Source organism: Alphaproteobacteria bacterium, assembly GCA_037200005.1.
GTDB lineage: Bacteria > Pseudomonadota > Alphaproteobacteria > UBA9219 > RFNS01 > JBBCGY01.
Genome location: JBBCGY010000001.1, coordinates 1,214,244 through 1,227,167 on the forward strand (window position 1 = coordinate 1,214,244; position 12,924 = coordinate 1,227,167).

General features: G+C 58.2%; 12 protein-coding genes. 1 reads left to right on the forward strand and 11 read right to left on the reverse strand.

Annotated features, from left to right (window positions below):
• Positions 1-228: 228 nt before the first annotated feature.
• The 8 genes from lon to lysS all read right to left on the reverse strand — a co-directional run bounded on the left by lon (position 229) and on the right by lysS (position 7,737).
• Positions 229-2,640 carry an endopeptidase La gene (lon, locus tag WDO70_06340; protein MEJ0062814.1) on the reverse strand — a complete coding sequence of 804 codons (2,412 nt, stop codon included), beginning with the start codon at positions 2,638-2,640 and terminating at the stop codon, positions 229-231.
• A 237-nt stretch (positions 2,641-2,877) separates the two neighbouring features.
• Positions 2,878-3,339 carry a YetF domain-containing protein gene (locus WDO70_06345; GenBank protein ID MEJ0062815.1) on the reverse strand — a complete coding sequence of 154 codons (462 nt, stop codon included), beginning with the start codon at positions 3,337-3,339 and terminating at the stop codon, positions 2,878-2,880.
• Between the two features lie 20 nt (positions 3,340-3,359).
• A complete protein-coding gene (locus WDO70_06350) occupies positions 3,360-3,770 on the reverse strand; it encodes a DUF4399 domain-containing protein (GenBank protein MEJ0062816.1) in 411 nt (136 codons plus the stop codon).
• A gap of 89 nt (positions 3,771-3,859) precedes the next feature.
• Entirely contained in the window at positions 3,860-4,807 is a 948-nt protein-coding gene (locus tag WDO70_06355; GenBank protein ID MEJ0062817.1) for a hypothetical protein, read from the reverse strand.
• A 105-nt stretch (positions 4,808-4,912) separates the two neighbouring features.
• A complete protein-coding gene (locus WDO70_06360; GenBank protein ID MEJ0062818.1) occupies positions 4,913-5,167 on the reverse strand; it encodes a hypothetical protein in 255 nt (84 codons plus the stop codon).
• Entirely contained in the window at positions 5,088-5,438 is a 351-nt protein-coding gene (locus WDO70_06365; protein ID MEJ0062819.1) for a TadE/TadG family type IV pilus assembly protein, read from the reverse strand. Before WDO70_06365 ends, WDO70_06360 begins: the two co-directional genes overlap by 80 nt.
• Positions 5,439-5,528: 90 nt before the next feature.
• On the reverse strand, positions 5,529-5,921 hold the full coding sequence (locus WDO70_06370) for a TadE/TadG family type IV pilus assembly protein (GenBank protein MEJ0062820.1): 393 nt from the start codon (positions 5,919-5,921) through the stop codon (positions 5,529-5,531).
• Positions 5,922-6,213: 292 nt separating this feature from the next.
• On the reverse strand, positions 6,214-7,737 hold the full coding sequence (gene lysS, locus WDO70_06375) for a lysine--tRNA ligase (protein MEJ0062821.1): 1,524 nt from the start codon (positions 7,735-7,737) through the stop codon (positions 6,214-6,216).
• 771 nt (positions 7,738-8,508) lie between these two features.
• Here lysS and WDO70_06380 point away from each other — a divergent pair.
• Positions 8,509-9,855 carry a chorismate-binding protein gene (locus tag WDO70_06380; GenBank protein MEJ0062822.1) on the forward strand — a complete coding sequence of 449 codons (1,347 nt, stop codon included), beginning with the start codon at positions 8,509-8,511 and terminating at the stop codon, positions 9,853-9,855.
• Positions 9,856-10,269: 414 nt separating this feature from the next.
• Here the strand turns inward: WDO70_06380 and WDO70_06385 are convergent, their stop codons facing one another.
• The 3 genes from WDO70_06385 to WDO70_06395 form a co-directional block, all read right to left on the reverse strand.
• The gene (locus WDO70_06385) at positions 10,270-11,025 is read right to left on the reverse strand and encodes an aldolase/citrate lyase family protein (GenBank protein MEJ0062823.1); all 756 of its coding nucleotides are present in this window, start codon (positions 11,023-11,025) and stop codon (positions 10,270-10,272) included.
• A 68-nt stretch (positions 11,026-11,093) separates the two neighbouring features.
• A complete protein-coding gene (locus tag WDO70_06390; protein MEJ0062824.1) occupies positions 11,094-12,224 on the reverse strand; it encodes a DNA methyltransferase in 1,131 nt (376 codons plus the stop codon).
• Between the two features lie 76 nt (positions 12,225-12,300).
• On the reverse strand, positions 12,301-12,924 hold the full coding sequence (locus tag WDO70_06395) for a ribonuclease HII (GenBank protein ID MEJ0062825.1): 624 nt from the start codon (positions 12,922-12,924) through the stop codon (positions 12,301-12,303).

Here is a 12,924-nt window from a genome sequence, read left to right on the forward strand (position 1 = left end):
AAATTAAAGCGCTTTCCTGGCGGGCATGGCGAACTCTCTCCGCCATTATCGCCCATTCGGAAACCGCCTCATCATGCTACGAACTGGCGTTCATACCGCGAATCCGCAAGCATGTTGAAGTCTAGGCATCGGCGATTTCGGCTGTCAACGCCGAAACGAGCGGAAAAGCAGGAAAAATGTGGATTATCCATGATCGGAAGGCAGGGGCCGAATTCGACCCCGCCCCGTCTAATGCCGCATCACGTCTTCGTCCTGGGCCTTGCGCTTGGCGAGCGCGGCGGCTTTGGCTTCCTCTTCTTCTTCGTTCCAGGTGATTGGCGTTACCGGATTGGCCAGCGCCAATTTAAGAACTTCGTCCACCGTGGAGATGGGCATGATCTTAAGTCCGCGCTTAACATTGTCCGGTATCTCCGCGAGATCCTTCTCATTTTCCTTGGGGATGAGCACCGTGGTTATGCCGCTGCGCAGCGCCGCAAGCAGCTTTTCCTTAAGCCCGCCGATCGGCAGCACGCGCCCCCGCAGGGTGATTTCGCCGGTCATGGCCAAATCCCTGCGCACCGGATTGCCCGTCAGAACCGAGACGATGGAAGTTACCATGGCAACCCCCGCCGACGGCCCGTCCTTGGGAGTCGCGCCCTCGGGCACATGGACGTGAATATCGCGCTTTTCGATATGGGTCGGCTTGATCCCGAAGGCGATGGCGCGGGAACGCACATAGCTTTCCGCCGCCTGCACCGATTCTTTCATGACATCGCCGAGCTTGCCGGTGATGGTCATGCGGCCTTTGCCGGGCAGGGAAACGGCCTCGATCGATAGGATTTCGCCGCCGACTTCCGTCCAGGCAAGACCGGTGGTGACGCCCACCATATCCTCGGCCTCGATTTCGCCGAAGCTGTAACGCCTTACGCCCGCGTATTTTTCCAGGTTGCGGCGCGTGAGGTTTACGCCCTTGAGATTCTTGACCAGGATATCCTTCACCGCCTTGCGGGTCAGGTTGGCGATTTCGCGCTCCAGATTACGCACCCCGGCTTCGCGGGTGTAATAACGGATCAGGTCGCGCAAGGCGTCGTCGGAGATCGAGAACTCGCCTTTTTTCAATCCATGCTGCTTGATTTCCTTTTCCAGCAGATGGCGGCGGCAGATTTCTATCTTTTCGTCCTCGGTATAGCCGGAAAGACGAATGACCTCCATGCGGTCGAGCAAGGGCTGCGGCATCCGCAGCGTATTGGCCGTGCACACGAACATCACATCGGAGAGATCGTAATCGACTTCCAGGTAATGATCGGCGAAGGTGTGATTCTGTTCGGGATCGAGCACCTCCAGAAGCGCCGACGAAGGATCGCCGCGCCAATCGGAACCCAGCTTGTCGATTTCGTCGAGCAGGATAAGCGGATTGGACGATTTGGCTTTCTTCATGCCCTGAATGACTTTGCCGGGCATGGAGCCGATATAGGTGCGGCGATGGCCGCGGATTTCCGCTTCGTCGCGGACCCCGCCCAGCGACATGCGGACGAAATTCCGCCCGGTGGCCTTGGCGATGGATTTGCCGAGCGACGTTTTGCCGACGCCTGGAGCGCCGACCAGGCACAGGATCGGCCCCTTGAGCTTGCTCTGGCGCTGTTGCACGGCGAGATATTCCAGGATGCGCTCTTTGACTTTCTCCAGCCCATAATGATCGAGGTCCAGAACCTTTTGCGCGGCCTTGACGTCTTTTCTGACCTTGGTGCGCTTGCCCCAGGGAATGCTGACCATCCAGTCGAGGTAATTCCGCACGACGGTGGCTTCGGCCGACATCGGCGACATGGAGCGCAGCTTCTTGACCTCGGCGGCAAATTTCTCCGCCGCTTCCTTGCTCATTTTCAGCTGCTTGGCTTTATTCTCAAGCTCGGAAATCTCGTCGCGGCCTTCCTCACCCTCGCCAAGCTCCTTCTGGATCGCCTTCATCTGCTCGTTGAGGTAATATTCGCGCTGGGATTTCTCCATCTGGCGCTTGACGCGGCTGCGGATGCGTTTTTCGACCTGAAGAACGCCGATCTCCCCTTCCATGAAGGAGAAAATCTTCTCGAGCCGCTCGCTGATCACGGGCGTTTCCAGAATGGCCTGCTTGTCGGCAATTTTCAGCACGAGATGCGACGCGACCATATCGGCCAATTTGCCGATTTCGTCGATCTGGTTGATCGACACCAGAACTTCGGGCGGAATTTTCTTGTTCAGCTTGATATACTGCTCGAATTGGCTGGCCACGGCGCGCGCCAGCGCCTCGAGTTCGGCCTCGTCGCCCATTTGTTCGGGCATGAGCTCGGCGGCGGCCTGGAAAAAGGCCGCATTGTCGGTGAAGCGGCTGACTTTCGCCCTTTGCCCGCCTTCGACCAGCACTTTCACCGTACCATCGGGCAGTTTCAGCAATTGCAGCACGGTGCCGATGGTGCCGATTTTATATAAATCTTCCGCGCCGGGATCGTCCTGCGCCGCGTTCTTTTGCGTCAGAAGCAGGATTTGCTTGTCGTCATGCATGACGTCTTCAAGCGCCCGGACGGATTTCTCCCGTCCGACGAAGAGCGGCACGATCATATGCGGGAACACAACGATATCCCGCAAAGGCAAGACGGGGAATACTGTGTTATTCGGGGCGGTGGCCATCGTAATCCTTTCGGCAGCCAAAATTCCTGGCCAACATGATGATAGAGCTAGATGCTAGGGTCTTACGTTGAAGATTTGGTTATTCCCTATTCGATTTCAAGCTGTGAAATTGTGGAATCTTTCCCATGCTTATGCAATCGCTCTATTTCCAATATCGTCTTCAATCAGGCCTAGAAGCCTTTTTGCCACAGCCCAAGCCTATCCGGCTATGTCCTTCCCATTGAAATCCTTGATTTTTTAAGCCTGATTCCGCCGGATAACGCTGATTTTCCCGCTGCTTTCCAGAACCGCCGCCGCCACGCTTTCGATGCTGGCGCAACCGGTCTGGCGTAACGCGGCCTCAAGCTCGCGATGCGATATTTTGGCGCGCTGCATGGCGTCTTCGTATAGCTTGCCGTTATGGATCAATATTTGCGGTTGTCCCTCGATAAGGGTTTCCAGTTTTCTGCTGCGGTAGGTCGCCAGGCTGATCAGGTAATCGATCGACACTAATATGATGGCGAGAATCAAGCCGCCTATAAGCGACACGTCGCCGCCATTCATCGAGTTCTGAACCGCGTTCGACAGAATCAGCAGCAGCACGAGATCGAACGGCGCCAGTTCTCCCACCTGTCTCTTGCCCGCGATGCGCAGCAGAACCAGCAGGACAACATAAACGATAGCGCCCCGAAGAATGAGTTCCCACCAGGGGACGGTCATAGTGAACATATGGGGGGCTTTTATTTCACCGTAATGGTAATCGGCTGCGATACGACCGGCGGATCATGAAGCTCGTGATTGCCGTCACCGAGGACGATCTGCAGCACATGCTTGCCGGGCGCAAGGCTGACCGCGGCCTCGGTTTGCCCTTTGCCGTAGTGCAAATGATGGTCGTCGTTGGGAATGGCGAATTGAGCCATATCCAGCGTAAGCGGCGCATCGATGAATAAATGGAAATGTCCCGTGCCGGAATCATGCGTGAGCGCGGGCGCGATTTTCATGCCTTCGATTCCGAAGACCACCTTCACCGGATTCGCCACGGTGTCGCCGTCCTTGAGATTGACGAAAAACGTCCTGGCGCCCGCGGGCGAAGGCGCGGAGCCTGCCTGAACCGGCACGGCGCACGCGACCGCCAGCATAACGACACTCATCCATAAGGATATTTTCCGCCGCATCGCTCAATCTCCGTTTCATGCAGAAGCGGAGTTTAGCCTTATCCTGACGCCAGGACAAGGCGCGGCTATTGTATCAGAGAAACCTCGGCCGCTCCGCCGCCGCCCGTGGCGGCGCACGAGAAGGTATAGGCGATATCGTCGTAATCAAGGTCGTCGGTAGGGCCGCCCATATCGTTCCAGGCATAGACGTAGCCACTGCCGCCCAGCCCGCCGCATGTCGGCGCCGCATTGACGGAATTGCTGGTGAGGCTGCCGCCGGCCATGCCGCTGACCACTTGGGCCTGAGTCTGATTGCTGGGTTTCTGCTTGACCTGCAAAGCTCTATTCGTGGTTTGAGTCGGATAGGCGACTTTGCTGGGCGGATAGCGGTTCGAATAGAAATAATGCGTGCTGCCGGGCGCGCCGCCGTAGGAATTGTTGCCGTACGTATTGCAGGTGACGTTTTTCATCGCGAAGCCGATTTGCGAGCCGGCCGTCATGGTGAATGTCACCGCCGGATTGCTGGTGCTGGTATTGCTGTACAGCTTATGGGCATTGTCCATGACGGAAATCGGCGGCGTATAGGTCGACAGGTCGGAACCGGGAGGAATGGGATACCAATAGATCGTGTTGGTATCGCAAGCGCTGCTGGTGAAATTCGTGGGGTCGGCCTTCGCCGTCACGACCGGATTCTTCGCGGTCGCCGAAGTTTTGATCGTCATCGTGTTGATCGCCGCCAGGGACATAAATCCGGTCGGCAGAGTCGCGGTGGCGGCGATGGCTATCGTATACGCCGATGTGGTGCCGCTCGTCGTTTGCGTGCCCGGCGTTATCGTGAAAGTAACGCCGCTGTTACGCGGCAGGCTGGCGATGGATTTGGTCATATAATTGGTCGCGACCGTTTTGGCGGTCGAGACGCTGGCAGAATCCACATAGGCGCTGGCGCCCGCCAGCGCCGCCGCGTCCGTGATATCCTGCAGAGCGCCTTTGAAATGCACCCCCTGGCCGTAATCGATGCCCACGCCGGCGGGCAAGCGTCATAGGCAGCAGCATCAGGCCGAACATGACGGCGACGTTGCCGCCGCGATCCCGGATAAAACGGCGCCATACATGAAATCAACATGGTGTTCTCCCTTGCTTCAACTGTGCGTTATGGCCGTCATGCCGCGCGGGCGCGCAAAAACGGTTTTCGTCAAGGTGTAGTTCGAGGCAAGCAGGTAATGCAGCGGCGACGAATACGTGTATGTGGCCTGCACGATGATCGTGCTGTCGCCGACATTCGGTATCACGACGCTGGCAAGCGCCGGGGCGCCGCTAATCGCCGTGGCGCCGCCGCATGTCGTATCCTGCCAATCCACCGTGGTGCTGGCGGTATAATGCGTGACGCTGGCCATCGCGGCCTTCAGGCTCGCGCCAGCGAGGGGCGCTATCGAAATCTTGCCCCCCATCGCAGAGGTTGGTCGCTATCGCGGTAGTGACCTGGGTTTGCTGGGCCGCCATATTGGCGATCGACTGCGCCGCGTTGCTGAGCTTCAGGCTGACATTCAGGTAATACGTCACCTCGAACAGCCCCATGAATAGAATAATCATGATCGGAAACACCAGCGCGAATTCCACGGCTGCGTTGCCGTTCTGATTTTGCATGAATGAGGACAGGCGTTTCATGGTCAAGGCTCGTTCTGAAAGGCCATGGTTGAAATCATCAATCTGCTGTTGTTCAGATATTTCGCCGCCCAGGGAATGATCGAAGGCCGGTTATACCCTACCTGCACGACGACGTTCTGGCCGCCGGTTCCGGGAAAAAAACATGCCATTGCTCGTCATGTTGCCCTGCGCATTGGTCTGGACGGTCGCGTTCATGGCGCTGAACGTATTGCCCGACTGCACGTAATATTGGACGTCGGCGCATGGGATCATGGCGCCGATCTCGGCGCAGACCGCAGTCTTGAAGGCCGTCCCCGTCGTCACCTGGCGGGTTTTGACGAACCGCGCCGCGTAGCGCGTGGCGTCGTCGAGCACGGACTGCGTGAACAAGATCAGGCTCATCTCGAAAAATATGCATACCACCGAGAAAAAAATCGGCGAGATCAGCGCGAACTCGATGGCGGATACGCCTCTGCATCCCCGTCCGCGCACTGACGGGCGCATGATGCACAAGCCAAAAACGGACCGGCCCCCGGCTGCTGCCCCGGTCGCTGAATGCGCCGTTGAATATACCCGTGCCCCGACCATAATGACGCCGCTCTATTTGATGTCCAATATCAGACCATTATGGCGGGGTAAGTTTTAAGAAACCCTAATAATTCCGTGGGTTTGAGAGTATCTTGGGGGTTCGGAAACCGGCCTCAGGACACCTCTTTTCGCGTCCGGAGGGGCTAAAAACAAGGCGGGAGCCTATGTTAGCGGGTAATGCTTCAGCGATATTTCGAAATTTGAACTATTACAAGACGTTACCGGGCGGGATTTTTTCGACAATCGTCGGACGGTCTTCCGCCGAAACCGGACGCATGGTCGGGAAGGCAATGACTTCGCGGATGCTGTGCGCGTCGGTCAGCAGCATCACCATCCGGTCGATGCCGATGCCCAGTCCCCCCGTCGGCGGCATGCCGTATTCCAGCGCGATGACGAAATCCCGGTCCATCTGGTGAGCCTCGTCATTGCCGCCCTCGCGCGCCGCCATCTGCTCCTCGAACCGCGCATATTGCTCGAACGGGTCGTTGAGTTCAGTGAAGGCGTTTGCGACTTCCCAGCCGTTGATATAAGTCTCGAACCGCTCCGCGAGGCGCGGATTGGCGCGATGGGTTTTGGCGAGCGGCGAGATATCCTTCGGCAGATCGATGACATGGATAGGCTGGATCAATTTATCCTCGACGCGCGCGCCGAACGCGGCCTCGACCGCCTGCCCCCAATTTGAGCCTGTCTTGACATCCGCGCCCAGCTTGCGCGCGGCGGCGACGGCTTCCTTGGCATCCGTGATCGCCATGAAATCGACGCCGGTATGCTCCTTGACCAGATCGGCCATGCTCTTGCGCGGCCATGGCGCGGCGAAATCGATTTCCTTGTCGCCGTAGCTCAGCTTGGTCTTGCCGTGAATTTCCTGCGCCGCCCCCGAGATAATGGCCTCGGTCAGCGTCATGATATCGTTGTAGTCGGCATAGGCCTGGTACAATTCGATCGTGGTGAATTCTGGATTATGCCGCGTCGAAATCCCCTCGTTGCGGAAAATCCGCCCGATCTCGAACACGCCGTCGGCCAAATCGCCGATCAGCATGCGCTTCAAATGCAATTCGGTCGCGATCCGCAGATAAAGGCTGAGATCGAGCGTATTATGATGTGTCACGAAGGGCCGCGCCAGCGCGCCGCCCGCGATGGTTTGCAGGATCGGCGTCTCCAGTTCGACGAAGCCGCGATCATGCAGCATCGCGCGCATGAAATGAATGATCCGGGCGCGGTTGCGGAAAATCGTGCGGCTGGTTTCGTTGGCGATAAGGTCGGCCTCGCGCCCCCGATAGCGTTCTTCGGGATCGACCAGCCCATGCCGTTTTTCCGGCAAAGGCCGCAGCGATTTGCACAGCATTTTTATATCGTCGCTGTCGATGGTCAGCTCGCCGCGCGGCGTCCTGCGCACGATGCCGCCGATGCCGATAATGTCGCCGATATCGACCAGCTGCAGAAACCGCTGCTGCTCCGGCGTGATTTCCTTGACGTTGGTATAGACCTGCACCTTGCCGGTCGGGTCGCGCAGATCGATGAACATGCCGCTGTTGCGGATCGACAGCACGCGGCCCGCGACCGTAACATGGTCGGCGGTTTTCTCGCCGGTGGGCAGTTCCTTATATTGCTCCTGCAGCGGCCCGGCCTTATGGCTTGGCCTGAACACATGCGGATAAAGCTCGACGCCCATATCCCGCAATTCGCGGTAATTATTGTATTTGGCCAATAAGGTTTCGGTGACTTCGGACATGATGGGTTCCCAGAGTTGAAGGGGGAAGCTATCGGGTTTCGATGATTTTTTGAAGTGTTTTTGGATGAAAAGATGATAGGTTCCAACAGAGCCGTCATTCCCGGCGGCTTTGCCCGCTTAAAAGCGGGCAAAGTTGAACGGGAATCCCGTTTTTTGTTTTTTAAACCAAACGGGATTCCCGCTCGCCGCTTCGCGGCGTCGGGAATGACATAAACAGCAAACCAACTCCACTTAACCGAATGACCGGATTCCCCGCCCTCGACCAACTGCCGAACCGCCCCTTCTGCCTGATCCGGCGCGAAGGCGAGGATTTCGTATGGTGCTTCACGGGTGCCGTCGAACGGCTGGATTTGCTCGAACAGATCAAGCTGACTCCCAAGACCCGCGCCAAGGGCCAGGAAAATTACGCCTCGATCAATTTGCTGCCCTTTTCCCAGGTGCGGGAGCGGGGTTTCGCCGCGCATGGCGATAACGAGACGATCGCCAGCCTAGTCATCGATCACACCAGCCATATTCCCGCCACCGATATTATCGCGCATTTTTCCGGCGAACCCGTCGCGCTCGCCGACAAGGGCGCGTTCGGCGAAAGCGACGCCGACTATGCCCGGCTGGTGCAAGATGTCATCGACGAAGACATCGGCAACGGCGAAGGCGCGAATTTCGTGATTTCCGCGCTGGTATCGCGCTCAAATCGCCGATTTCTCCGCGCGCAAGGCGCTTGCCGCCTTCGCCAATCTGCTGCGCGAAGAGCAAGGCACCTACTGGACGTTCATTTTTTACGACGGCGAATCTTTCCTGGTCGGCGCGACTCCCGAGCGGCATGTATCGCTGCACAATGGCTGGGTCAGGATGAATCCGATCAGCGGTACGCTGCGCAAAGCCGACATGAACCCCGAGCATCTTAAAGAACAGCTGCTCGCCTTCATCGCCGACAAAAAAGAAACCTTCGAGCTGCTGATGGTGGTCGACGAGGAGCTGAAAATGATCGCCGATTTCTGCCCCAGCGGCGGACAGGTCATCGGCCCGCTGCTCAAGGAAATGGCGCATCTGGTGCATAGCGAATATCTGCTCGCCGGGCCGACGGATCGCGGCGTCATCGATCTGCTGCGCGGCAGCATGTTCGCCGCTACCGTAACCGGCAGCCCGGTCGAAAGCGCCTGCCGGATCATCAAGAAACGCGAGCCGGGATCACGCGGCTATTACGGCAGCGTGCTTGCGCTGATCGGCGAAGACGCAGACGGCAAGCCGCTGCTGGACGCGCCTATTTTGATCCGCACGGCGCGGATCGACGGCGCGGGGAATATCGCCATCGGCGCGGGCACGACCATCGTCCATCATTCAAATCCCGCCGACGAAGTGAAGGAAACTCATGCCAAGGCGGCCGGCATCATGCGCGCCTTCGGCCTCGCCCCAGCCAAACCCGCGAAGAAAATCGCGCTGAAAGACCTGATCGCGCGCGAGGAAATCCAGATCGCGCTCAACCTGCGAAACAAGGATCTGTCGCGCTTCTGGATCGACTATCAGAACGACGATTTCACGCTCGATGCATCCCTCGCCGGAAAGACCGTGACCGTCATCGACAACGAAGACAGCTTCACCCATATGTTCGCGCATATCCTGCGGCGTCTGGGGATGGCGGTGAAAATCGTGAGCTTCCGGGACGCGGATTTGGCCCAAGAGCAGGCGGATTTGATTGTCATCGGCCCCGGCCCCGGCGATCCCAATAATATGGACGATCCCAAGATGCGCAAGGCGCGCGCCCTGATCGAAGCCTTGATGGCATCGAAACAGAAATTCCTGTGCGTCTGCCTGGGCCATCAAATTCTATGCGGCGTTCTCGGCCTGAAAGTCGCCAAGAAGCAGCCCGCCGCGTTCCAGGGCCGCCAGGACATCATCGATTATTTCGGGAAAAAACAGCGCGTCGGCTTTTACAACACCTTCGTCGCGCATTACGAGAAACCCCTGCCGGGCATAGAGTTTTGCAGCGATCCCGAAAGCGGCGACATCCACGCCCTGCGCCACCGGCAATTCGGCGCGGTGCAGTTCCATCCGGAATCCATCCTCACGACCAATGGGCTGCAGATTATTCAGGATGAGATGGCAAGGCTGTTGTCGTAAGCCCCTGGCCCGACGTGGGAAATTTCCCTTGCTTTTCTCCCCCGCTTCTGCTATTGACGATCCCAGGGGCCATTGCGCCCAAAACCCGCCGTCGCGTCGTAGCCCTAAAGGGGGCGAAGACGGACAGGCGGGTTTTTTGTTGAACTCAAACAATAGGAGCCGTCATTCCCGACGCCCTGTCACACGCTTGCGGGTGACAGGGCGAGCGGGGAATCCCGTTTGGTTTGATCGCATGAAAACAAGAAACGGGATTCCCGTTCGTCTTTGCCCGCTTTGAGGCGGTCAAAGTCGCCGGGAATGACGGCTCTGCTTGAGGTTCCGTTCGTTGCGCATCGGAAAACAGCGCCAAACTCAACTTTTGAAAACGGGGAGTGAGAGTCGGCCTTTTTCGACGCTTTCCTGGCGCGCCTCGCTTTATGCCTTGGCCGCGGCCTCTGCCGTCGCCTTGCAAGACGCAACCGCGCGCAGGATATCGGAGCCGACCGCGATAAACTGAAAGCCGCGCCCGATTTCCTTTTCCAGCGCAGCGTCGGTGCCGATGAAAATACCGGAAATCATGTTCCGTTTTTTGGCGGAGGCCGCGACCAGCGTGATGGCGTTCTGAACTTCGGCGCTTCCGACCTGCCCGATCATGCCCATGCTGGCGGAGAGATCGTAAGGCCCCACGAACACGCCATCGACGCCGGGAACGCTCAAAATTTCATCCAGGTTCTTGACGGCGTCGGCATGCTCGATTTGCACGATGATGGATTTCTCGTCGTTATGGCTGGCGATAGCCTGTGCAAGATTTGCTCCATAGCCGGTCGAACGGCTCAGCCCGACGCTGCGGCTGCCGAGCGGCGCGTATTTCCCCGCCTCGACGATATGGCGGGCGGCGGCGGCGGAATTCACCTGCGGCACGATGATGCCGTTGCATCCGGTATCGAGCGCTTTTTTGACATACGCGGCCTCCGGCTCCTGGATGCGGATGAAAGACAGGCATGGCGGCCTGACCGCCTGGATCATCCGCTGCACGTCTCCCACGGAAAATGCCGCGTGCTCCAGATCGAAAAACAGCCAGTCGAGTCCGGATGCGGACAGCGCTTCCACCTGTTCGCATGAATTGACGGAGACGATGGTTCCTATCAGAACGCGGCGGCGCTCAAGGGCGTTTTGCAAGACATTTGACATAAATGCGCTTCCTGGCACGAGTGAATGTCGTGCCATCAGCATAGACCTTTTTTTATTAAGAAAGCGCTTTAATGCGCGGCATTTTCGGTGCGAATTCGCTGCCGCAGCAAATCGATCGGCGCGAGCTGCCCGCGGCTTTCATAATACCAGAACGTCCAGCCGTTGCAGGCGGGAAGTCCCTGCACTTCCGCCCCCACTTTATGAATCGAGCCGCGAAAATCCCCCTGGCTGCTGCTCGCGATCAGCGTGGCGTCGGCCTTGACCTTGGCGCGATGGCGGCGACGCTGGTCGAACAGGCAATCGCCCGGCTTCAGCAAGCCGCGCTCCAGCACGGTGCCGAACGGAATGCGCGGCTCTTCGCGCTTGCTGGGCGTCATCAGCAATTCGGGCTTCTCGGCCGGATCGATGTTGCGAATGCGTGCCGTCGCAATTTTTGCGTAAGTCGGATCGCGCTCGAGGCCGATGAAATTGCGTCCGAGACGCCGCGCCACCGCGCCCGTCGTGCCGGTGCCGAAAAATGGATCAAGAATAATGTCGCCGGGCTTCGACGACGCCATGACGACGCGATACAGCAGCGCCTCCGGCTTCTGCGTCGGGTGCGCCTTCGCGCCGTCCGCGCCTTTGAGCCGCTCGCCGCCGCTGCAAATCGGCAGCAGCCAATCGCTGCGCATCTGCACGTCGTCGTTGAGATATTTCATGGTCTCGTAATTGAAGACCGGACGGGCGTCCTCCGATTTCGCGCACCAGATCATGGTCTCATGCGCGTTGGTGAAACGCTTGCCGCGAAAATTCGGCATCGGATTGCTCTTGCGCCAGACGATGTCGTTCAGAATCCAGAAACCCATATCCTGGAGCGCCGCGCCGACACGGAAAATATTATGATAGCTGCCGATGACCCACAGGCTGCCGTCCGGCTTCAGGATCCGGCGCGCCGCCGCGAGCCACTCGTTGGTGAATTTGTCGTAAGCGCCAAAACTGGCGAATTTGTCCCATTCCTGATCGACGCCATCGACGCGGCTGTTATCGGGACGTAGCAGATCGCCGCCAAGCTGCAGATTATAGGGCGGATCGGCGAATACGACATCGACCGATTCCGCGGGCAGACTATTCATCAAGGCAATGCTGTCGCCGACAAGAACGCGATTCAGCGGCAGCGCTTCAGCCGCCGCGATGGATTCAGGAAGAAATGTTTTGGCCATGATTGTCGCTAATATCGGGTTGATAGCGACTAAGTTATCCACAGGTAGGAATATTGCAAGAAAAGAGTCTTATGAATCAGCGTTTTGCACGCGATATCTGATAAACTGGTGCAAAAGAATCACGGTGCCAAGGGCTTGTGCCATGAGATGCCAGGGCCGCCAGATGTTGTGGCGTGCCATAGCCAGCATTCCGCTCCCATCCATAAACCGGGTATTGCGCCGCCAGTTCCGCCATCATCCGGTCGCGCCGGACCTTGGCGATAATCGACGCGGCGGCAATCGAAAGGCTTTTGCCATCGCCGCCCACGACCGCTTGAGCGGGACAGGCGAGTTCCGGACAACGATTGCCGTCGATCAATGCCATGGCCGGTTTCACCGGCAAAGCGGAAACCGCGCGCTGCATGGCCAGCATGGCGGCCCAGAGAATATTCATTTGATCGATTTCGGCAACGCTCGCCTCGGCGACGGCGTACGGACACAGGCCGATCAGGATATCATGCAAGGCTTGGCGTTTCGCCCCCGACAATTTCTTGCTGTCGTTGATTTCATCGGCCAGTTCAGGCGGCAGGCCTTGGATCGGCATAATAACCGCCGCCGCCACGACCGGGCCGGCAAGCGGCCCGCGCCCCACTTCGTCCACGCCGCAGATGATTGCGCCATCCAGCAATCCGGCGGCGATTTCAAAGGATAGATCGGGCAT